21 protein-coding genes and 1 pseudogene are annotated in these 21,528 nt (G+C 36.0%); 5 read left to right on the top strand and 17 right to left on the bottom strand.

Going from position 1 to position 21,528, the window contains the following annotated elements:
• Positions 1-265: 265 nt before the first annotated feature.
• Positions 266-757, bottom strand: coding sequence for a universal stress protein (locus FC37_RS06095; RefSeq protein ID WP_025005584.1), 492 nt, complete (start codon positions 755-757; stop codon positions 266-268).
• A gap of 151 nt (positions 758-908) precedes the next feature.
• Between FC37_RS06095 and FC37_RS06090 the strand changes: the two genes are divergently transcribed.
• A complete protein-coding gene (locus FC37_RS06090) occupies positions 909-1,712 on the top strand; it encodes a tyrosine-protein phosphatase (protein ID WP_025005585.1) in 804 nt (267 codons plus the stop codon).
• A gap of 19 nt (positions 1,713-1,731) precedes the next feature.
• Here FC37_RS06090 and FC37_RS06085 read toward each other — a convergent pair whose 3' ends face one another.
• Positions 1,732-2,229 carry a PTS sugar transporter subunit IIA gene (locus tag FC37_RS06085; protein WP_025005586.1) on the bottom strand — a complete coding sequence of 166 codons (498 nt, stop codon included), beginning with the start codon at positions 2,227-2,229 and terminating at the stop codon, positions 1,732-1,734.
• Between the two features lie 116 nt (positions 2,230-2,345).
• Between FC37_RS06085 and FC37_RS06080 the strand changes: the two genes are divergently transcribed.
• On the top strand, positions 2,346-2,822 hold the full coding sequence (locus FC37_RS06080; RefSeq protein WP_025005587.1) for a nucleoside 2-deoxyribosyltransferase: 477 nt from the start codon (positions 2,346-2,348) through the stop codon (positions 2,820-2,822).
• Positions 2,823-3,298: 476 nt separating this feature from the next.
• Positions 3,299-6,316: a TIM-barrel domain-containing protein gene (locus tag FC37_RS06075; RefSeq protein WP_025005588.1), complete on the top strand. Its 3,018-nt coding sequence runs from the start codon at positions 3,299-3,301 to the stop codon at positions 6,314-6,316.
• A 32-nt stretch (positions 6,317-6,348) separates the two neighbouring features.
• Here FC37_RS06075 and FC37_RS06070 read toward each other — a convergent pair whose 3' ends face one another.
• The 6 genes from FC37_RS06070 to FC37_RS06045 form a co-directional block, all read right to left on the bottom strand.
• The gene (locus tag FC37_RS06070; protein WP_014918111.1) at positions 6,349-6,564 is read right to left on the bottom strand and encodes a hypothetical protein; all 216 of its coding nucleotides are present in this window, start codon (positions 6,562-6,564) and stop codon (positions 6,349-6,351) included.
• A gap of 69 nt (positions 6,565-6,633) precedes the next feature.
• Complete coding sequence (locus tag FC37_RS06065) at positions 6,634-7,455, bottom strand: alpha/beta hydrolase (RefSeq protein ID WP_025005589.1); 822 nt, start codon at positions 7,453-7,455, stop codon at positions 6,634-6,636.
• Positions 7,427-8,212: a YibE/F family protein gene (locus FC37_RS06060; RefSeq protein ID WP_025005590.1), complete on the bottom strand. Its 786-nt coding sequence runs from the start codon at positions 8,210-8,212 to the stop codon at positions 7,427-7,429. The genes FC37_RS06065 and FC37_RS06060 overlap by 29 nt, the downstream gene beginning before the upstream one ends.
• Positions 8,209-9,342: a YibE/F family protein gene (locus tag FC37_RS06055; protein ID WP_025005591.1), complete on the bottom strand. Its 1,134-nt coding sequence runs from the start codon at positions 9,340-9,342 to the stop codon at positions 8,209-8,211. The genes FC37_RS06060 and FC37_RS06055 overlap by 4 nt, the downstream gene beginning before the upstream one ends.
• Before the next feature lie 103 nt (positions 9,343-9,445).
• The gene (locus FC37_RS06050) at positions 9,446-10,186 is read right to left on the bottom strand and encodes a MerR family transcriptional regulator (RefSeq protein ID WP_025005592.1); all 741 of its coding nucleotides are present in this window, start codon (positions 10,184-10,186) and stop codon (positions 9,446-9,448) included.
• Positions 10,187-10,213: 27 nt separating this feature from the next.
• Positions 10,214-11,296 (bottom strand): D-alanine--D-alanine ligase family protein, encoded by a 1,083-nt coding sequence (locus FC37_RS06045; protein ID WP_025005593.1) that lies wholly within the window; start codon positions 11,294-11,296, stop codon positions 10,214-10,216.
• 154 nt (positions 11,297-11,450) lie between these two features.
• On the opposite strand from FC37_RS06045, the gene FC37_RS06040 reads away from it, so the two are divergent.
• Positions 11,451-12,686 (top strand): CAP domain-containing protein, encoded by a 1,236-nt coding sequence (locus FC37_RS06040; protein WP_025005594.1) that lies wholly within the window; start codon positions 11,451-11,453, stop codon positions 12,684-12,686.
• Between the two features lie 37 nt (positions 12,687-12,723).
• Here the strand turns inward: FC37_RS06040 and FC37_RS06035 are convergent.
• The 9 genes and pseudogenes from FC37_RS06035 to FC37_RS05995 all read right to left on the bottom strand — a co-directional run bounded on the left by FC37_RS06035 (position 12,724) and on the right by FC37_RS05995 (position 20,385).
• A pseudogene (locus FC37_RS06035) lies at positions 12,724-13,460 on the bottom strand (amino acid ABC transporter ATP-binding protein).
• Complete coding sequence (locus FC37_RS06030) at positions 13,453-14,937, bottom strand: ABC transporter substrate-binding protein/permease (RefSeq protein WP_025005595.1); 1,485 nt, start codon at positions 14,935-14,937, stop codon at positions 13,453-13,455. Before FC37_RS06030 ends, FC37_RS06035 begins: the two are co-directional and overlap by 8 nt.
• 125 nt (positions 14,938-15,062) lie before the next feature.
• The gene (locus tag FC37_RS06025) at positions 15,063-15,887 is read right to left on the bottom strand and encodes a hypothetical protein (protein WP_025005596.1); all 825 of its coding nucleotides are present in this window, start codon (positions 15,885-15,887) and stop codon (positions 15,063-15,065) included.
• A gap of 12 nt (positions 15,888-15,899) precedes the next feature.
• Positions 15,900-16,583 carry a TetR/AcrR family transcriptional regulator gene (locus FC37_RS06020; protein ID WP_025005597.1) on the bottom strand — a complete coding sequence of 228 codons (684 nt, stop codon included), beginning with the start codon at positions 16,581-16,583 and terminating at the stop codon, positions 15,900-15,902.
• Positions 16,584-16,733: 150 nt separating this feature from the next.
• Positions 16,734-17,720: a ribose-phosphate diphosphokinase gene (locus FC37_RS06015; RefSeq protein WP_056945545.1), complete on the bottom strand. Its 987-nt coding sequence runs from the start codon at positions 17,718-17,720 to the stop codon at positions 16,734-16,736.
• A gap of 121 nt (positions 17,721-17,841) precedes the next feature.
• The gene (locus FC37_RS06010) at positions 17,842-18,093 is read right to left on the bottom strand and encodes a hypothetical protein (RefSeq protein ID WP_420889356.1); all 252 of its coding nucleotides are present in this window, start codon (positions 18,091-18,093) and stop codon (positions 17,842-17,844) included.
• A 151-nt stretch (positions 18,094-18,244) separates the two neighbouring features.
• A complete protein-coding gene (locus FC37_RS06005) occupies positions 18,245-18,883 on the bottom strand; it encodes an NAD(P)H-binding protein (protein WP_025005598.1) in 639 nt (212 codons plus the stop codon).
• 18 nt (positions 18,884-18,901) lie between these two features.
• The gene (locus tag FC37_RS06000; RefSeq protein WP_025005599.1) at positions 18,902-19,558 is read right to left on the bottom strand and encodes an alpha/beta fold hydrolase; all 657 of its coding nucleotides are present in this window, start codon (positions 19,556-19,558) and stop codon (positions 18,902-18,904) included.
• Positions 19,559-19,569: 11 nt separating this feature from the next.
• Entirely contained in the window at positions 19,570-20,385 is an 816-nt protein-coding gene (locus tag FC37_RS05995; RefSeq protein WP_025005600.1) for a glycosyltransferase family 2 protein, read from the bottom strand.
• Between the two features lie 158 nt (positions 20,386-20,543).
• On the opposite strand from FC37_RS05995, the gene FC37_RS05990 reads away from it, so the two are divergent.
• Positions 20,544-21,488: a DUF1002 domain-containing protein gene (locus FC37_RS05990; protein ID WP_025005601.1), complete on the top strand. Its 945-nt coding sequence runs from the start codon at positions 20,544-20,546 to the stop codon at positions 21,486-21,488.
• Positions 21,489-21,528: the final 40 nt, after the last annotated feature.

Here is a 21,528-nt window from a genome sequence, read left to right as displayed (position 1 = left end):
AAAACGATCAATAATTAAGCCTGATTAATAGCACAGATATTAGTAAAACGAACAGAAAAAACGTCTCCAAAAGCGGAAGACTTGCCGATAACAATAAATTTATTTACATCCTTAAGCAAAACTCATCCACTCCCTTCAGCAGCTCTACGTTCATTTGTTAAAATAATACCAAAAATATTCGGGTTCTATCAAGCCTTTTTAGGAAACTTTTCATTAAAAAATAGCTAGATGAATTTATGTTCATCTAGCTATTAACACTATTTAATTAGTTCTTCTTCATTGTTGGTTTAACTGGGTTGTTAGCCATATCAGTCTTAACAATCAATACATCAGCTAAAGCATGTTGGTTAACGTATTCAGTAACTGAACCCATCAACATTCTTTCAACTGCATTAAGACCTGTTGCACCCATAACGATTAAGTCATTATGGTGGTCTTTGATGAAGTCGTAAGAAATAATACGCTTAGGACTACCATAACGAATATGGTAATCTACATCATCAAAGTTAAAGTTATCATGAGCCCATTTCTTCAAACTCTTCAAATATTCTTCAGAGTCTTGAGTCATTTGGTAAATAGTATCGCCAGAAATCAAAGTGTCTTGCATTTCACCCATAAATTGACGAGTATCGATAACGTTCAATACATCAACGTGAGCACCATCACGTAAACCAACTCGAACAGCCTTATCAAAAGCTCTTTCTGCTGATTCCGAACCATCAACTGGAACTAAAATACTTTCTTTATCTGTTGCCACTTTTCTTCATCTCCTATCCGATTGCTTTATTCTTAATGTTTATTTTAACATAATTTTGTAAGCTATTACTTTTCTAAATAATTGTTTAGGCTCATATTTGTTGCTAAAATAATATGCATGACAACATTTAATTACAGAAAGGAGCATTTTTTTGACCCAAAAATTAATTAATCAATTAATCGGTGTAACCAGTGGCCGCAACTTCCGTGAACTTGGAGGTTATGAAACTTTATCTGGCAAAAAAATCAAGATGCATAAACTTCTTAGAACTGGTAATTTGGCTGATCTATCACCATTTGACAAGCAGTTCTTAACTGATTACGGCGTAAAATATGACGTTGACTTTAGAAGTAAAGAAGAAGTGGATAATCAACCTGATCGCGTTCCAGACGGTGTTGAATACATTTATGATCCCGTCTTTAGCGAAGACTTAACCAATTCATCTAAGAGTCTAAACGATTTGAATAAGCAAGCCGCTAACGATGCTGACTTCGGTTTTGATCACATGCACTATGCTTATGAAGACATGATCGAAAGTGAATCTGCTCAAAATGCATATCGTAAACTTTTTGAAGTCTTGCTCAAAAATGATGGCGAAAACGAAAGCGTCATCTTCCACTGTACTGCTGGTAAAGACAGAACCGGCTTTGGTGCAATGCTAATTTTAAGTGCTTTGGGTGTACCGTTTAGCACTATCAAAAAAGATTACCTTTTAACTAACATTACTACCAAGGACTTCGTTGACAGCATGGTTGAACATGCACGTCAAAACGGTCGTAACGAAAACGTTCTTCAATCAATTCGAGACATTCAAAGTGTCCGTCCTGAATATCTTGATCATGCCATTAAGGTATTGAATGACAAATACGGCAGTATCAATAACTATTTACGTGATGTTATGAAGCTCTCTAGCGCAGACATTATGAAATTACGTGAAATTTACCTTGAAGACTAAAAAAGAAGGCTAGAAAATTTTAGTCTTCTTTTTTCATAAATTTTTGCTTTAAAAATGCATAAATCGCTTGCGGATCGGTAAAATTAAATACTTCCCGCAATTCATTAGCCGGAGTATCAGCCAAGAAATCCATTACGCTAGCTAACAACTTAGCCTGTCCATCAGGATCATTGTCCAAAAGCATAAACAAGAATTTTACTTCTAATGTTTCTTCAGGCTTAATCATATTATGAAAAAGAACCGGTTGTTTAAGTGCTACTGGCACAATCAAACGCGTATTTACAAACTCACCTTCCGTGTGCGGCACTGCAATATTAGGAATATTTTGACCTAACGTTTTAGTATCTAAACCGGTAGGAAAATTGTGTTCACGCTCAACAATATGTGATAAGAAGTTACCTTTCACATAGCCTCGCTCAAGCAATTTATCATAAACTTCTTTTAAAACTAAGTCCTGCTTTAATTGATCAGACACAAAAACTGCATCTGAAGCAAAAAGATTTTCAGTATTGGTCATTGAATTTTACCCTCTATTATGGAATTACTATTTTTAGCGTAAGTTAACAAGACGTTTTTTTCAATTGAAAAGATGTTAAAGTTAATTCATCAGCAATTTTTATGAGGGTGAAAATTATGGAAAAGAAAAAGACTTTATACTTTGGTGCCGGTTGGTTCAACGAAAAGCAAAACAAGGCTTACCAAGAAGCTATGGCAGCTTTAAAAGAAAATCCAACAGTTGATTTAGAAAATAGCTACATACCTCTTGATAATCAATACAAGGGTATTCGCGTTGATGAACACCCAGAATACTTACACGATATTGAATGGGCTTCTGCAACCTACAACAACGACCTAGTAGGAATTAAGACTTCTGATATCATGCTTGGCGTATATTTGCCAGAAGAAGAAGACGTTGGCTTAGGTATGGAACTTGGCTACGCTTTATCTCAAGGTAAATACATTTTATTAGTTATTCCTGACGAAGATTACGGCAAGCCAATTAACTTAATGAGCTGGGGCGTCTGCGACAACGCTATTAAGATTAGCGAATTGAAAGACTTCGACTTTAACAAGCCTCGTTACAACTTCTACGATGGTGCTGTATATTAGCAAACTAAATGACCTATCGCTTAAAAACTGCGATAGGTCATTTTTTAATATTATTCGTCATGTATAAATTATCTTTCCTAAATAAATATATTCCAAGCGATTTTCCAAAAAATTATTATTCTATACCCACTTCATATGGAAGTCCGAGTCACTCATGTAAATCATATATCACTTGGCTATATCATTTTATTACTAAGTTGTTGTTTAGCCTTCAATGCCCATTGGTATCACAAGTCTTTCTTTATATCTGACTAACTACACTAACTATGTCATTGGACTCACCTTTTCTTTTTTCTTTTATTTCTTAATTTCTTTACACTCATAATATAGCACATTTTTCTCAAAAGTAAAAGCGCTTACATTAAAATTAGAAATTAAATTTTGATTGACTATTGGCCTTTTAGCATAATTGCACAAAAAGTTAAGATTTTTTCGCTATAATATATGGTAACAAGTTTTATTAGGAAGAAAGCAATATGACACAAAATCAAATAGAAAGACATCAATTAGGTCAACTCATCGGTGCAAATAAACGTGATCATTATTATGAACTTCATTATTCCACTGGAGAAGTTGCTCGTCTTTATATTTTAGCTGACGGAATATTCCGCTATTTCCTTGATCCAGCTAAGGAATTCGACGAAAATCATTCTTCTTTCGTTGACCTGTCTCAATTTAATAATATTTACTTTGAAAAATCTAAAGCCAAGGCCACAAGTGATTCTTTAATCATTCAAACTGGCAATTACCAATTGATTTTTCAACAAAAACCTGCGGTGATGACTATTTTTGACGAGACTTTACACCGTAGTCGTTTATCTCAACTTAGTCCACTTGAACTAAGCAGCAACCAAACAACAGAAATTCTAAAACAACACAAAAATGAATTTTACTTTGGTGGTGGGATGCAGAACGGCTACTTTAGTCATAAAGGTCAAGTCATTCAAATCGAACGCGACCACATTACGGGTAAAGGCGGAGTTTTAACCCAAGTACCATTTTTCTGGGCTAACTCCGGTTTTGGTGAATTAAGAAATACTGAAACTACTGGTAGCTATGATTTTGGTAAAACCAATCATGATGCCGCAATCTTAACTCACAATAGTAAGTTATTTGATACATTTTATTTATTAGGCAACTCACCTAAAGATATTTTGGCTAAGTATTACCTTTTGACGGGTAAACCATTAATGCCACCTAAATATGCTTTGGGTCTGGGGCACGTAGGAAACTTTTTGACTACAATGTGGCAGCCGGGGGAAGCTAAAGAACGTAATGCTACCATGTTCGAAGATGGCAACTATTACACTAGAACTTCCAATCCTGAAGGCGCTAACGGTAAGGCCTCATTGAATGGAGAAGAAGAATATCAATTCTCCGCTCGTGCAATGGTTGATCGTTACCAAAAAGAGCATTTCAAACTAAGCTGGATTGTTCCTAACTATCAAGTACAAGATATCAATGCGGAAGCAATGACTAGCTTCAGTGATTATGCTGCAAGTCGAGATGTTAATGCTGGCCTTTGGAGTGAAAATCAAACGCCGAAGGCAACTCCAGATACTACGTTTATTCAAACTAACACCAGCGATCCAAAAATTTTGAAAAATGATGCTTTAATTTTACGTGATAATCTTAAGCGTAAAAGACCTCTCATTTTTTCAAATACAGGAATTGCCGGTAGTCAAAATAGAACGATGCTCGCCTTTGGTGATATTGGAGGCAACTGGGAAAATATTCCAACTCAAGTTGCTGGCTTCCTATGTGCTAGTCTATCTGGCCAACCTTTAATTGGTAGTGCCGTAGATGGAACCGCTGGCGGTGGTAATGCTCAAATTAGTATTCGTGATTTTGAATGGAAGACTTTTACACCACTACTCTTCAGTCTTGATGACCAAGGCAAATTCAGTAAAACGCCATTTGCATATAACAATAAGATGACGCAAATCAATCGTGCTTACTTGCAATTGCGTGAACAATTGCAAACTTACATGTACACATTGATCTATCGTGCTCAAGTTGGTGAACCAATCATGCGGCCTTTATTCTTGGAATTCCCACATGAACAAGTCAATTACACCCCACAAGTTAGCCATGAATTTATGCTTGGGCCTAACTTGCTCATTTCACCAATTGTTAATGGCCGAGAAGACGGTAATGGTAATTCTAGAAAAGATAATCTTTATTTACCAAACCACCGTACGATGTGGATTGACCTGTTTGACGGCAAGAAGTATTTAGGTGGTCGAGTTTATAATAAACTTTCATATCCATCTTGGCATTTACCAGTCTTTGTTCGTGGCGGCTCTATCTTTGATTTGGGCGAACGCAACTACGTTCTTTACCCACAAGGTCGCAGCAAGATGGTTACCTATGACGATAATGGTTACAACGATTATTCAAGAAACCATGTTGCTACACAAATTACTAGTGAACTTGAAGCAAGCAAACTCAAGATTACGATTGATCCAACTCAAGGTGACTTCAATACCTTCCAAACAGAAAATACCACTAATTTGAACATCATGTGCGATGGTTATCCTGATGGCTTAACCGTTAAAATTAATGATCAAGTCATCGACATGCAAGAATATGGCACAGTCGATACATTCGCTCATGCTAAGGAAGGATTCTTTTTTAATACAAATTACAGCTGGTTGCCTGAATTTGATCAATATCAAGAAAAGAAGCAAACCGCTTTGCAAATCAAGTTAGCTAAGCGCGACATTACTGATTCCAAGATTGAAATTATTATTCGTAACTTCAAGTATGGTAATGAGACTTTAGTACACGCAATCACTGATTCATTATTGCGTTCACCTAAGCAGCCAGCAGTTGATCCAGAAAAGATCAGCTCACATTCACTAACAGTAGTTTGGCCACAATTGACTGATCAAGTTCAAATTGAAGTTAATGGCATTTTGCATGATGGTATCGATGGTAGCTCATTTACCTTCCATGGATTGGCTCCTAATACTCGTTACAGTATGCGTTTGCGTTATGTTGCTAAAAACAAAGTTTCTGAATGGTCAGATCCATTTGGTGCAATCACTAAACCAGATCCAATGAATTTTGCCATCAGAGATATTCAAACTACTAGTAACATGACTAGTCAAAAAGATCATCCTTTGAAGTATTTGACTGATCTTAAACTCGCTAGTGAATGGGAAACTGTTAATGGCGTCAGTGAAGATCAACCGCTTGAATTAACCTTCAAGTTTAATCAATTGGAACACTTAAGCAGAATGGTTTGGGTTCCAAGAAAGATTGATCATCAAGGTGATCCTATTGAAGTCAGCGTAGAAACTTCTGTTGATGGTACTAACTTTAAACCATATGGCGAACAACTTACTTGGAAATCTGACAGCAAGAATAAGGTTGTTGGTTTAAGAGACGTCGAAGCTAAGGCAATGAGAATCAGAGTTTACAAATCATCTGGTCCGATTGTTGCAGCTGAAGAGGTTATCTTCTTTAAAGAAAAAAAGAATAACGATTAAGCAAAAAGAGCTCTCGATATGAGAACTCTTTTTTATTGCTTCATTTTATGCTTTTTAACCAATGATGATATCCAACCACTAAAGTAAAACAACGTAATTAACACAAATTGCGCATCAATTGAATAAGCAAATAACTTAAAATTCAAGATCAAAGTAATGATCAGCCATACGCAATACAGCGCTTCAAATGGCATGATCAAGCGATCGATTTTACGATTCTTCAAAATAACGTGATAAATATCATGCATAGTTTCACCAGCTTTAATTTCATTTGTTAAGTACCAATTTTACCACAAAGCCGATGACTTAATACTTTTCTACTCGCCCCATTCGCTTCTCAGCCACTCCATCGCTAAGTTAAACCAATGAGCCGCATGTGGATTTTCCTGCCATTCACGGCCCTTAGTTTGGACGTTATGACGTGCTAAAGAAAAGCCATGATAGCCATGATTGAATAAGTGTGCTTCAGTTTTGACATTATTCTCATTCAAAGCATCAATGTATTCAATGGAATTGCCAATCAAAACAACTGGATCATCCCAAGCTTGGAAAATAAATGTATCTGGTGTTTCACGTGTAACACCTAATGCACTATCTAATAATTCCGGTTCTACTGGCATCTTATCTTTTTGATCATCTGGGATTGGAAAACCAATTTTCTTAATATCGATCAATGGATAACCTAGAATCGTCTTATTAGGCAATACATCATCTTTGTTAAAACCATATTTACTTTGATAATCACTGCTTAAAGCCATGTTATTAGCTGAACTGACCACATGACCACCCGCAGAAAATCCAATCGTTAAAATACGTTTGGGATCCAAATGATACTCATTTGCGTGCTCTCTAAAATATTTAACCGTAGTAAGTACATCAAGACCAGCATCTGGATAAATTTTACCTGGATCTTGTACTAAGTTATATTCCATAACCACGCTATTAAAGCCTTGATTATTAAAAGCGAGTGCTACTGGTTCGCCTTCTCTTTTAGATAAATGATTAAAACTCCCACCTGGAACCACAATTGCTAAAGGGCGCTTTTGTTCCACTAATTCTGGATTTTGATCCAGCACATAAGTATGGATCTTAAATTCACGCTTATTAAAATTAGTTATGGTCAGATTTTCTACTTTCATTTTTTAGTCCCTTCTTACTCATCCCTCTAGACAACATAAATGATGACAGAGGCACTGTTAAAATAACCCCTATTAAAGAATACATGATAATTAAGGCTTCATTAACAAAAAGTTTTTCATTAAGGACTTCACCAATCGTATAGTGCAAACGGAAATACCATAAAAACAGAGCTAAAAAGCTACCGAACATCCCAAATAAAATTGTGTTCATTGCAGTACCTAGCACGTCAGTACCAATGGCTGTACCGCTACTCATTAATTCTTCTTCGCTGATATTTGGATTATGCTTTTTAATTTCAAGTAAACCTGAACTCATCGCTACTGCTGCTTCCGCAATTGCACCCAAAGTTGAGAAAACTGCAACTGTAACAGCAATCATTGGATAATCTAATCCTGGCATTTGTGATAAACCAACTAATAATTCCCCTGCTTCTGGGCCAAGACCCGCAGCTTGAGCAAAATATTGGCATCCCCAAATAAATAGACTAATAACCAAACACACAATAAAAGCAGAATAAAATGAGTTTTTGGCAACTGTATAATCATGCGTACCTAAGAAAATGATCGTAACAAGTTTTAACGGAATAAAAATCAAAGTTAAAATTGCAATATTAATTCCCCAAGAAATCAGCATTGCTACCAAAATCAGCAATATGGTATTGATTAAAACACTAAAGAAACTCCGGATTCCCGTTTCTCCGCCAACAATTGTCATCAAAATAGCTAAAACAACAATTAATGCCATTAACGTACTCATTTATTCTCACCTTCTTTTTTAAACAAACTCTTCCAATCTCGATCCTTCAAGAAGAATAAACTGCATCCCGTCGCAAAGATAACCGTCAGCACGATCCCGATCGCAGAAATAACACTCTGTGTGGCTCCTAGTGACAGCGTAAAGCCAAAAGTAGAAGCTAAGGTATTGTTATCCCTTAAGTACAAAATCGTCTCAGGCAAAGCGCCAGCGATGAAGATCAAAACCAAGACATTGATCAATGGCCCCATGATTTCCTGTCCCATGGTTCGACCACTGTGTACTAATTGCCGAATAGTGATATCTTTTTTAGTTTGGATCAATTCATACAAACTAGAAATAATGTCGGTTGCCTCATCCATGACGGCACCTAAAATTCCGATCAAAGTCTGAGCTAAGAACAACCCACGAGGATCTTGCGTTGCATAATCTCCCGTTTCATATTTCATTTCTGATTCCCCAGTCACATGCATAATTACATAGCATAGAGCAAAAGAAACAAAAATTCCTAAAATAGTTGCTAGCCAAGTTGCTAGCATTTTTTTATTAAATCCTTGAACAATCAATAAACTAAAGAATGACAAAACAATATCAGCTAAACCAAATAGCAAGATAATGTGTGTCCCATTTAGATGAACATCCCAAATAATGACTAAATAGAACAGTGCCCAGCTAATTGCCATAGAAATTACTAATGCAATTGAGTGCATCCCTGATACAGCGATCATTAATGCCACTGTAATTGTAACTACCATCACTAATACCCAATCTCGCTTTGGATTAACAATGGCAGGGTCTCCCTTTTTAATATTGACAAAAATACGCTGACCAGCACGATACTGCTGTGTCGTTAATTGAGAAGGATAATATACATTTTTAGTGGTATATTTTTCTCCTTTATGCTTACCAGATAATACTTTTAAATGTAGAATCTGTTGTCTAGTTTGATCCTGATTCTTATAAACATCCTCATTTTTTTCAATCAAAGTATCTTTAATCTGACTATCTGTAATAACCGCAACCTCATCCTTTTGATAAATATCAGTTGCAAAATAAGTTAATACTGTCAGAATAGCGCCAACAATTGCAGCAATCACTGCAGCTGTATAACGCTTTTTCCATTTAAAATTCAAAGTAACAACTCCCTATTTCTTTTTCATAGTTATTACTGTAAAACAAAAGGCAGCCCGATGTTAGGCTACCTTTAAATTCTTTACTTTTTTGTTTAATTCTTTTTTAAAACTTAAAGATTTTTTGCCACCAATGTTCCTTAGTTTCTGGAAGTTGCATATCTTCTAAGGTACGATGAACATTTGCAGTTGCACGTTTTTTAGCATTTTCCTTTGCTTTAGAAATAATTTCGTCATGCATTTCTTCTTGACTCTTCTGCATGTCTTCCTTTACTTCTTCGCGTTTTTCTGCAGCATCTTTTGGTTTTTCATCGTCATCATCAACAACACCAGAAATATCAGGTAAAGCGGCAATTTTATCGCTATTATCTTTTGGTGCAGCAAGTTGCTTTTGCGCTTCAATTAAATCTTCATTTTGTTTTTGAATGACATTTAATTGCTTTTGCAAAGAACTAATCGCCTCATTTTGATTTGAAATAGTCTTTTGCAAAGTATTCAAAAGCTTAACTACCTGCTGTGTGTCCATCACATCGTTAGAAGTATAGCAAACAGGTTCTTTGACTTTAGGCTCTTCACCTTTTTCACTAACAGCATAAATTTGACGAGCCGCCTCTTGCAAAGTCAAGCCACTATTCTTGGACAAGCGATGGAAAGCCTTCAGATCGTCAATATCCTTTTGATGATATAGACGTGCTTTCTGCTTGGTCCGAGCAAAATAGTTTGAATTGCCCGTTACTTTTTCCACAATTAAAGAATATTTTCTCAGTGTGGCTACACTTATTCCTAATTCTTTTGCAGCTGCCTTAGGTGCAGCGAGTTCTTCAAAATCATGCTTATTAGTCGTCATTAAAATCTACCTCTATAAAATTCGGTATTAATCGTGCTTGTGAAGCAAAGTCTTCTTATGGTCAAAGCGTTCCATTCCTACTTCAATTAAACGCGTAATTAATTCAGTGTAAGGAACTCCTGCTTCTTCAAACAACTTAGGATACATACTGATATTAGTAAAACCTGGAAGGGCATTAACTTCAGTCAATACTACTTTACCACCTGGAGTAAGCATAGAGTCAATTCTAGCCATACCACTACATTCAGTAACTTCATAAACCTTACGAGCATTTCTTCTTACAGTGTCAATAATTTCTTGTGGCAAATCTGCAGGGATTTGTAACTTAGAAGTTGAATTGTCATCGTATTTGTTCTTATAGCTGTAGAATGAGCCTTTTGCATTGGTGATTTGTCCTACACCTGCTACAATTGGCTTGTCGTTACCGAGAACGGCAGTTTCTACTTCAGTACCAGGAACAGTTTCTTCAACTAATACCTTATCATCGTACTTAAATGCTTCTTTTAATGCTGCTGCATATTCATCAGCGTTAGTTACATGGCTAACACCAACTGATGAACCTTGGTTAGATGGCTTAACAAACATGTCACGACCAAGTTTTTCAGCAACCTTTTCATAATCAAGTTTATCATTATTTTTGTCATCGTATTCAAAGCGTTTAATTGCGATCCAGTCAGCAACAGGAACGCCAACCCTTTGAGCTAAAATTTTGGTAAATTCCTTGTCCATAGTTACAGCAGCAGCTAAGACATCATCACCAACAAATGGCTTATTCATCAAACGGAATAAACCTTGTAAAACACCGTCTTCGCCTAAGTTACCGTGAACAATAGGGAAAAAGACATCGATTTCTGGTAAGTTTTCTAATTCAATTAAATTAGAAATATTATGAACCTTGTGTGGGTTCTTTACTTGATATGAAGGATCTTCCAAAACTTTGAAACTTTCTTCTTCGTTTGCAAAGTAGCCTTCATTAGTAATCCAAATTGGGTGTACATCAAATTTTTCTTTATCGATTGCTTTATAAATGTTACGACCTGAAACAATTGATACTTCATATTCTGATGAGTTACCACCAAAAATTAATCCAACTTGTGTTTTTTTAGTCATTGTTTTATACCTCTTTTAAATGTTACCAAACCTTTATTATACGCAAAGAATACCAGAAAAACTTAAAATTATAGAATATTTTTCACTAAAGCCTTTTCACAATAGTTTATAATTAGTTAAATAGACTACAAGATCCTAGAAGGGAGTTAAAAATATGCTTCTACGGAAAATCTCGATCACTACAATTGCAGTGATTTTATGTGTGCCATTTATTGGACAGACTGCAAAAGGTGCAACTTTTACTACTCAAGAGATTAATGAAGTGCACAATTTTCAAAAAGAATACGGCAATCTCAATAAAACTCGCTATAATATTAAAAATATTTACGCTAAAAAGCCACATTTAAAGAAGAAATTTAATGCAGGAGCTTTAAATCCAAAATATATTCAAACACAAGTCGATTACATTAATTATTATCGTTCCCTATTTGGCTTACCAAATGTAACTGCAACCACTACTTTTAACAATAATGCTCAAAAAACTGCGGCAGTAATGGCTGCTATCAATGCTAATCCTTTTGTTAATCAACATGGTCTCCCTAGTGAGAAAAGACCTAGCTATATTTTAAAGGGAATGTGGAAATTAGCTAAAGATACTTCTGAAACATCAAATCTGAATTTCAACGTTTCACATCAATCTGCCGGTGACGTTATCACAGATTTAGTGACTGACCACTATAACTTAACTGGATCAGATACAGGCCACCGTGCTTGGCTTCTTTCAACCCGGTTAACCACTACTGGAATCGGAGCAGCATACGGCAAAAACGGCTATCGTTATTCGGTCCAAAAGGTGCTCAACACTAACGATATGTTTCGAGCTGCTAGTCAGCCTGTAGTTGCCTACCCTAGCATGCGATTATTTCCAGTAGAACTGGCTAAAGGGAATAAAACTGTTTGGTCAATTTATTTATCTGACAAGACTGTGAACTCCAAACCAGAAATATCTATTAAAGATTTAGATACTGGTATCACAACTATCGCTACTCACGTTAAAAATTATAGTTCTAGCGGCTATGGCAACTTTAAAACAATCATCACCTATTCACCAGCAAGTACACAAATTATAGCTGGACATGAATATGAGGTTGATATTAAGGGCGTTTATAAATATACCTTCAAGCTATTCAAGCAAGATGGTACTAACGATACTACTAATTACGCCATGGCTCCTGTAGCTCACCAATCCACCACTTCTTTAAGTAATAAAACGGAAGTGCAGTCACCTTTACTAAAGCAAAATAAAATTCTGCGTGCTGTTATTATGCCTAAGGCTGCAATTCTGCCAAATCAATCCAACAATTTACTTAATACTTTAGCTATAGACGGATGGCATCAAAATTTTTTTATAAGACAGTACGCATTCAAAAATCTCATCATCACAGAATGAAATAAAAAAATCCAAGCGTTTGCTTGGATTTTTTAGTTTATAAAACTTTGGATAAGAAATCTTTAGCACGATCACTAGTAGGATGACCGAAGACCTCTTCAGGGGTTCCTTTTTCTTGCAAGTAACCATCCGCCATAAACCAGATTTCATCAGCCACTTCACGAGCAAAGCCCATTTCATGGGTCACAATTACCATTGTCATCCCTGAATTAGCTAAATCTTGCATTGTCTTTAAAACTTCCCCAACCATTTCAGGATCAAGTGCACTAGTAGGTTCATCAAATAGCATCACTTCAGGATCCATCGCTAAAGCTCTAGCGATCGCTACACGTTGCTGTTGACCACCAGATAAACTAGCAGGAAATTGCTGCGCACGGTCAGCCAATCCTACTTTTTCTAAAAGCTCTAAGCCTTTTTGTTCAGCTTTTTTTCACTGATACCTTTAACTTTCATTGGCGCAAGCTTTACATTTTCAATTACATTCATATTAGGGAAAAGATTGAAGTTTTGGAAAACCATGCCCATTTTTTCTCGTAATTGATCTAATTCTTTGCCATCTTTTAAACTAGCTAAATCCGTACCATCAAAAACAATCTTCCCAGCTGTAGGATGTTCCAATACATTTAAACAGCGTAAAAAAGTACTTTTACCAGAACCAGATGGGCCGATAATACAAATTACCTGCCCTTTATTTACGGTTGCTGAAATATCTTTTAATACTTCATTTTCACCAAAGGTCTTTTTTAAATGTTGAATATCAATCATTTTAGTCATTGTGTTTCATCCGTCTTTCGAAATAGTTAAGCAGTCTAGTCAAAGTAAAGGTCATGATGAAGTAAATAATCATCGCAATGAATAATGGCAACACACCACGGTAAGTTGAGGTTTGAATAAGTTCAGTTTGGTACATTAATTCTGTTACCCCAATTACGGAAACTAATGAACTGTCCTTAAGTAAAGTGATAAATTCATTACCTAAAGCTGGCCAAATATTTTTCAATGCTTGCGGGATAATTACATAACGGTATGCCTTGGCTTGACTTAAACCAAGAGATCTAGCTGCCTCAGTTTGACCCTTAGCAACTGAAGCAATACCTGATCTAATATCTTCAGCAACATAGGCTCCTGAGTTAAGTCCAATCGCAATAATACCAGCAACTAAGGCAGATAAGTTTGAAATAAGAGCACCAACACCAAAGTAAACGAACAGAATCTGAACCATCTGCGGCGTACCACGAATAAATTCAATGTAGCAAACCGCAATCCAGTGCAAAAGCTTGTTTTGTGATAAACGCATTAGGGCTAAAAGAATCCCCAATACGATACCAATTAAAACGGAGAAGACAGTGATAATAATGGTGTATTCGATCCCCTTAACAAAGTATGGAGCATATTTTGCCATTGTATTAGTCTTTTGTGCCGTCTTCATGTATTTTGCAGCTTCAGGCAAATAATTTTTGTTGATCAAATCATCTTTTTCAACGCGCTTAATTGTCTTATTAACTGCCTTCACTAAGCCGGATTGTCCCTTAGCAATAGCTACCGCGTTCCCAGCTTGTTCTTCACGTAAATCGCTTCTAACAGCCATCAAGCTATTGTCATTTTTAGCATATGCTTTAGCAGTTAATTCTTCCATTACCACGCCTGACATTTTGCCAGACTTCAAGGCCAAAACTAAGTTATTGATCTTGCCTAAACCCTTGGCTTTAGACTTCTTCATTTGAGACTGAATCAATTGATATTGAATACTCCCAGTTTGAGCACCAACAGTTTGACCAGCAAAGTCTTTAATCTTCTTATACTTAGCTTGATCGCGCTTATTAATTAAAAAATACTCACCACTTGGCTTGTAATAAATCTGTGAGAAGTCTACACTCTTTTTTCTTTCAGGATTTGGCGTCATAGCAGAAATAACCATGTCAACCTTGCCTGTTTCAAGCGCTACTAATAGAGAATCAAAGCTCATATTTTTAATTACAAGCTTAGCGTGCAGATCCTTGGCAATATCCTTAGCTAGTTCAATATCTACCCCTACATACTTGGTATTGCCATTTACACTAGTAGTAAATTCAAGTGGCGGGTAATCCGCAGAGGTGCCCACTACTAATTCTTTCGACTGCTTAATCTTTTTCATTACAGAGTCGCTTGCTACCTTTTTATCCGCGGCAGCAACTGGTTGATTAAACAAAAAAAGAGTCGAAATTATTGTAATGAAAGCAAAAAACAAATTAATAATCTTTGCCTTTTTCATAAAATTCGCCTATTCCTTCGTTAAATATACCTAAAATTTGTTAATTATTTTTTAATTATATACAGATACTTCGTTATTATGCAAGAAAAACCGTAATCATAGTTACATGTTTACGGTTTCTAAACTTATTTAGTTGAAGTAGCTTGCCAAGGAATGGCACAAATAACATAAATAATTGCACCGACAATGACATATTCCAAGAAAACACTACTGCCAATTTCAAGAATTGAACCAAATTCAATGTTATCTACATCAAAAATTACAGGAACTAGCGCTAGTAACCCTGATATCAGAATTAGCCAAAATCCGGCCCACATTCCCGCAGCAGTTGCATTATGAATCAGCACTCGCGTTGAAGCTTTAGATTTCATGTCATTAATTAATGAAATCAGAGTAATAATAGTCACAATCACAATGATTACATTAACGATTAATAATAAACTAGCAATATTGGCACCAAGTGTCACAATATTTAAGTTAAATGCCTTAACAATTGCATAAGGAGCATTAGCACCTTGTTTTTTTAGTTTATTATTGATCACTTGTGCTCCACTTGAAGAGCCTTTATCAATTCCTTGATTAATATCCGTTAAAATCTGTTGAGCAAGACTTAAATTATTAACCTTAAACCAGTGAATGCCTAACGTATAATCAATTATATGGTCGGCAATTGGCTGGGTTTGTGCCTGTGCAAGTAGATTTGCATCATCTTCGTCGCGAGCATTAATTACATCTGCCAAAACATCAAAATTTTTATTAACTTGGCGTACAATAACGGCTTGATTGTAACTAGTCCTGATTTGTTTTTTCATAAAAATAGGATTCAGAAAAGTTGCCGTTATCAATGTTAAAGCCGCAGCCAAAAAGATCACAAAAGCCATCATGCGTTTATACTGGCCAGCTTGTTCTTGCCCCATTCGTCGCAAATTGGCTCTTCTGCCTTCAACCATCACGATTCCCCTTTAGCTGAAAATTTCTTTACCTTCATCAAACATCGTATCAATTGCACGGTGAACAACTTCCATATCAGCTGATTCGATGATTTCATGTCCCTCTTTTAGAGCTTGATCAATTTCACGAGAAGAACAATGCAAGAAACTAAACATTAATGCACTCGTAGCATAGTCTGCAAGAGCCTCTGCTGATAAGTGGTGCTTCTTACGATCATGGTAAAGCCGTCCGATACCACTAGTTACAAATGCAATCCCCGTTTCAAGCTCGTCTTCATCAACATCAACGTCGTCAAATAAATGATTGATATTGATCCAATCATTAAGCATTACGCCCCAGTTATCCAGGGTTGCATTGCTGACAAAGGCTTCTGAAATAATTCGATCAAGACCTTCATCATGCATCCCTAAAATTGCAATAGTATAAATAAAAGCCTTAGTTCTTGCATATGGTGCATTACTATTAGCCATATCGTAATTATTTACTTGTTGTCCTAAAGTATTAAAAAGATTACGAATAATGTCATTAGTTAACTTGGCTTTATGAGGATAATATGACTGCAGCAGGGACTTTGAAATGCCTGATTTTTCTGCAATCATTTGCAAAGAAACATTATCCATTCCATTTTCTCTGATTAAATGAAAAGTATTGCCAAGAATAACTCTCCGTCTTTTCATATTTTTCCGTCGTGCCATGGTTATTCCCCTATCTTTCTCTTTCTATCTATACAACACAAATCAATTATACCAATCATTGCTATTTGTAAATAGTTTTATGACTTAAATTTAAATAAAAAATAATCCTCATTCAGGTGAGGATTATTATATATCAATTATTTAATTTTTTTACTTTAAACGATTTTGTTCATCAAAAATTTGGTGAATTGAACGATCGTTATAAACGTAATCAATACCACGAGCAAGAAGTTGATCTACAGAAATACGAACCATTCTGTCTGGGTAACGATTATGCTTAATAGTATCAGTTACAACGATTTGTTCAATTGGCAATTCGTTAAGTACTTCAGTTGCATTCTTAGAAAGAAGTGCGTGAGTTGCAGCAACATAAACCTTCTTGGCACCTGCTGCCATAACTGACTTAGTTGATGATGAAATACGAGAACCAGTATCAATTAAATCATCAACGATGATACACTTCTTGTCTTTAACATCCCCAATAATATCGTGCACTTCAGTATCATAACGAGCACCACGTTGATCAACAATAGCGATTGGAGCGTTGAAATATTGACCAAAGTTACGTGCAAGCTTGGCACCTGAGTGATCAGGTGAAACAACTACGATATCATCATCTTCCTTAGTAGCAATACCATTATCTAAGAAGTATTGACCAAGAAGTGGAATAGCGTGCAGGTGATCTACTGGAACACTGTAGAAACCTTGAATTTGTGAAGCATGCAAATCAACTGTAATTAAACGATCCATACCAGTTAATTGAAGCAAGTTAGCAACAAGCTTAGCTGTGATTGGTTCACGTGAACGAGTCTTAGTATCTGAACGTGAATATGCTAAGTATGGAACTACCACGTTAATGGTATGAGCTGATGCACGGTGCAATGCGTCCAAGATAATTTCAAGTTCCATGAAGTTTTCGTTAACTGGATCTTGAATTGATTGAATTACAAAGACGTCACAACCTCTGACACTTTCACCAATATTAACTTGGATTTCACCATCGCTGAAGTGATGAACTGCAGTTTCAATTAATGGTTGACGCAAAATTGCAGCAATTTTTTCGTTTAATGCTGGGTTACCACCTAACCCGATCACCTTCATTGGGTGCAATAATTTATGGAGTTCTTCCTTGTTCATAGCTACCTCTTCTGAATAAAAATCATATACAGACCCATTATATACGAAAAACCTTCTCTGATAAATAAAAGAGGAGGTTCTTTATTGAAGATTTCTATTTTGATTTTGAATTTACGTAAATCTAATTCATTTGTCTTCTAGAAACAATGAACAAAACCAGCCCGACAATCGCTGCCAATTCCGGCACTACTAAGTTCATGAAACTTAAACTTGAATTATGCGTTAAATAAAGCAAGCAAACTGCAGCAACATCCCGTAAACTGACGGTTCTTGCTGCTTTTGTTACAAAGCCAACAATTAAACTAATGATACCTAGAACAATTAAAATTCCACCAATAAACTGCAATACTGATGATTCATCGAAATTATTCATCACAGGAACTGATCCTAGGATTAAGACCAGTCCAATGCTATGAAAACCGCACCTGCAGTAAATAGGTTAAAATCTTCTTGTCTTTCTCTAAGGCTAAAATAGGCGATTGCCATTGCAACTAGTGCATTAATTATTAAAATAATCCACCTTTTTAATACCAGCTAGGCTTATCTCCTTCAGTACCTGGCTTACCTAAGCCAATTGATTCGCCAACGTCTTCTTTAGGATTCTTGATCAAATGATAAACATATGCGGCAACTGACTTACGTGATACTTCAGTATCCTTGATTGGTTCACCCTTCTTAGACTTTTCATAATCTACTTCATCTTTATTGTCCATCCAAGTTGGACGAATAATGGTGTAGTCTAAGCCAGATTCTTCAATTCTCTTAGCAGCCTTGGCATATTCAGTAATGTAGTCACCTAAAGTTTCCTTGTTCCATTCACCAAACTTGCCTGGAACTTCATCATAAATGCCCAAAGTAGAAATCCAAATCAATCTCTTAACGCGGGCATTCTTCATTGCTTCAATAACGGCTTCTGCTTCAAGATCAATATCATCTTTGCCGCCTAAGTTAGCGTAAACAATGTCTTGGCCCTTCATAGCTTTTTCAAGTTGTGCGGTATCAGTTGCGCTGCCTTCAAAGATTGTAGCTTTATTCTTTTTATCTTCCATACGCTTAGCATTACGTAAAAATAATGAAGGTTGAACTTCTTTATCTGCAAACAAAAATCTTTCAGCAATTTGGGCTACTTGTCCGTGAGCACCAAGTACTACAACTTTAACCATAATTTTTCTCCTTTTTAATTATTTACAAAATTCTTTAATCAAATCTAATAGCTTAAGGCTGCGCACTGCATAGCTATCGTGTGTTTGACGTGGCATAATAACTAATCTCGCATTGGGCATAAATTGACTATACCAGCGAACGTGTTCCACCTTAACCCAATCTCTTTCTCCAACTACACAAAGTGTTGGTATCGTGATTTTCTTCAAATCATCAACAGAGATAAAGGACTCGGTTAATTCGACACGACTATCACGATCAAGCTTCAAAAAGCGGTGAAACCCTTCAGTTAAGTAGTGGTATGGACGAATGCCGGCACCATTAACAAATACCCCAGCAACAATCATTTTCTTAAAAATTGTTGGATATTTTCTAGCTAGCATCATCGCAACTAATCCACCTGCATCAAAACCGAAGCAGTAACATCCTTCGATGCCTACTTGCTTAATAAAGGCATAAACGTCTTCCACTTCAGTATGATAGTGTTCCGCAATATCACCTTCACTTAATCCATGACCACGCATATCGAGTACATAAACCGTGTAATAAAGAGAAAGTGGGGCAACGATTTTATCAAACATGCCCCCATCTAGATGGTGACCATGTAAAAGAAGCAAAGGTGCCCCTTTACCTAGTTTATGATAATAAAATTCGATGCCATTAACTTTTTCTTTCATAAAAACCTCTCTTATTGAGCGTCACTATCACGCAAGGCTGAACGATCTAGCTTTTTACGCATCTTTTCTTCTTCACGATCTTTCATGATAGTTTTAATGATCTTGTGCCATACACGATAATTACCGCGAAAATTATCCGCTACCTTCTTAAAGTTAGGTTGGTGAATAATACTGCCTTTTCTTTGCCAATAATGGTAATACGGCTTTTGAGTATAGTACACACCTCTAGCTACTGAAGTATATTTAACGTTAAAAATCTGATCCTCTAATAAAGAGATATCACGATCAAATCTTAAGTGATATTTATTGATAATCGCTGTTTTATAAGCTTTATTCCAGCTATATCCCTTCATTGGTGAACCAAATACATTAGTTAATTTAAGGTAAGTTTCACCACGTGTTAAAAATCCACCTTCTGGGTGGCCAACAACACGTTCTTTTTTATCAGGGTAATTAATCCAATAACCGCATGATACAAGATTTACATTTGGATGTTCTTCAAAGGCACTAATAAAGAATGCAGTATAGCCTGGATCTACCCAATCATCGCCATCATGAAAGGTGACATATGGCGTGTCAATATACTTTATACCAACATTACGTGCGTCAGAAGGCCCTCCATTTTCCTTTTGAATTAATTTGAAATATGGAAAACGGGAGGCATAGCTTTGCGCTACCTCAACCGAATTGTCAGTTGAGCCATCATCAACCACAATTAGCTTAAATGCTTTATTAACTTGCTTAAGCAAAGCATCGAAAGCACGTGGCAAGTATTGTGCCGTATTATAAACCGGCATAATAATAGTTAACTTTGGCACTTGTAACATAATGTCCCCCTTTATTGCTACTTATTATATCATCTTTAAGAATCAGTTCGAAATTAAGAAAGTTTTAGAATATGCTCCTATTAAATTTTTAAAAATTTCTAGTATAATGAGGCGTATTAAACAGAATATATTTTCGATGAAGAGAAAGAAGATTAATCATGAAAAAATCACTTACATTAATTACGGCAATTTTGCTTAGCGTTGTCGCGATACTTTCTTTTGGCAAAAAACAGACAGTACTCGCTGACGACGACACCCCAGTGGTCACTCTGGGAACATCTTTAACCGAATCACAAAAACAAGGTACTCTGAAAACTTTAACTGCTCCATTAAATGGCGGCAATTATCAAACCATTACAGTTACTGGTTCAGACCTAGTTAAATATTTAAACCCATCTGGCGATAATTTCACCACTTCATCTGGTGTTTGGTCCAGTGCAATGATTCAAAAAACAAATAGTGGCTCTGGAATCAACGTTAAAATTTTAGACTATAACGGTAAAAACAATATCACAACTATTACCGCTAACCAATACAAAAATGCAGCTTTAACCGCAGGAATTACTGATGCTAATATTTATGTAACCAGTGCTATTCCGATTGATGGTTCTGGTGCTTTAGCCGGTGTTTATGCCGCATATGCTAAAAACGGTAATGCTTTAAATCAAAAACAAGTTAATGCAGCTCAAGATGAAATGAATACTTTGAGTGGCATTACCCAAGACAACAAGGGCAAAAAAGGTTATTCTGATGCTCAATTGAACAATGCGGTTGCTGGCGCCAAATCGGAAATGGCTAAACAAGGACAAAATATTTCTGACAGCCAAATTCGTGATATTGTGAATAATCAAATTAATATTAATCACTTAGGCAACACCATTAACAACAATCAAAAGAATCAAATTATTAATTTGTTAATTGAAATTCGTGATTCTGGTGCTTTAAAGAATGGAGATTTTAAAGGCCAAGCTGCTAAGCTTTCTAACCAAATTGAAAATGGTGCTAAGAACATCTTCAATAAATTCAACACTCCTGAAAACCGCAATCTTTTCCAACAAATTTGGGATAGCATTGTCAATTTCTTCAGTGGTTTGTTTAAGTAAACAAAAATACCTGATTTTTTGAAATCAGGTATTTTTTTAT

It is taken from the genome of Lactobacillus gallinarum DSM 10532 = JCM 2011 (genome assembly GCF_001434975.1).
GTDB lineage: Bacteria > Bacillota > Bacilli > Lactobacillales > Lactobacillaceae > Lactobacillus > Lactobacillus gallinarum.
Note: the sequence above shows the minus strand (reverse complement) of the source record. Positions and strands in the feature narration are given on the sequence as shown.

What these genes read in the sequence shown, in the direction of transcription:
- FC37_RS06085 (WP_025005586.1), bottom strand. Translation starts at nt 2,229, where the DNA reads ATGACCAATACTGAAAATCTTTTTGCTTCAGATGCAGTTTTTGTGTCT.
- FC37_RS06080 (WP_025005587.1), top strand. Translation starts at nt 2,346, where the DNA reads ATGGAAAAGAAAAAGACTTTATACTTTGGTGCCGGTTGGTTCAACGAA.
- FC37_RS06075 (WP_025005588.1), top strand. Translation starts at nt 3,299, where the DNA reads ATGACACAAAATCAAATAGAAAGACATCAATTAGGTCAACTCATCGGT.
- FC37_RS06070 (WP_014918111.1), bottom strand. Translation starts at nt 6,564, where the DNA reads ATGCATGATATTTATCACGTTATTTTGAAGAATCGTAAAATCGATCGC.
- FC37_RS06065 (WP_025005589.1), bottom strand. Translation starts at nt 7,455, where the DNA reads ATGAAAGTAGAAAATCTGACCATAACTAATTTTAATAAGCGTGAATTT.
- FC37_RS06060 (WP_025005590.1), bottom strand. Translation starts at nt 8,212, where the DNA reads ATGAGTACGTTAATGGCATTAATTGTTGTTTTAGCTATTTTGATGACA.
- FC37_RS06050 (WP_025005592.1), bottom strand. Translation starts at nt 10,186, where the DNA reads ATGACGACTAATAAGCATGATTTTGAAGAACTCGCTGCACCTAAGGCA.
- FC37_RS06045 (WP_025005593.1), bottom strand. Translation starts at nt 11,296, where the DNA reads ATGACTAAAAAAACACAAGTTGGATTAATTTTTGGTGGTAACTCATCA.
- FC37_RS06040 (WP_025005594.1), top strand. Translation starts at nt 11,451, where the DNA reads ATGCTTCTACGGAAAATCTCGATCACTACAATTGCAGTGATTTTATGT.
- FC37_RS06030 (WP_025005595.1), bottom strand. Translation starts at nt 14,937, where the DNA reads ATGAAAAAGGCAAAGATTATTAATTTGTTTTTTGCTTTCATTACAATA.
- FC37_RS06025 (WP_025005596.1), bottom strand. Translation starts at nt 15,887, where the DNA reads ATGGTTGAAGGCAGAAGAGCCAATTTGCGACGAATGGGGCAAGAACAA.
- FC37_RS06020 (WP_025005597.1), bottom strand. Translation starts at nt 16,583, where the DNA reads ATGGCACGACGGAAAAATATGAAAAGACGGAGAGTTATTCTTGGCAAT.
- FC37_RS06015 (WP_056945545.1), bottom strand. Translation starts at nt 17,720, where the DNA reads ATGAACAAGGAAGAACTCCATAAATTATTGCACCCAATGAAGGTGATC.
- FC37_RS06010 (WP_420889356.1), bottom strand. Translation starts at nt 18,093, where the DNA reads ATGAATAATTTCGATGAATCATCAGTATTGCAGTTTATTGGTGGAATT.
- FC37_RS06005 (WP_025005598.1), bottom strand. Translation starts at nt 18,883, where the DNA reads ATGGTTAAAGTTGTAGTACTTGGTGCTCACGGACAAGTAGCCCAAATT.
- FC37_RS06000 (WP_025005599.1), bottom strand. Translation starts at nt 19,558, where the DNA reads ATGAAAGAAAAAGTTAATGGCATCGAATTTTATTATCATAAACTAGGT.
- FC37_RS05995 (WP_025005600.1), bottom strand. Translation starts at nt 20,385, where the DNA reads ATGTTACAAGTGCCAAAGTTAACTATTATTATGCCGGTTTATAATACG.
- FC37_RS05990 (WP_025005601.1), top strand. Translation starts at nt 20,544, where the DNA reads ATGAAAAAATCACTTACATTAATTACGGCAATTTTGCTTAGCGTTGTC.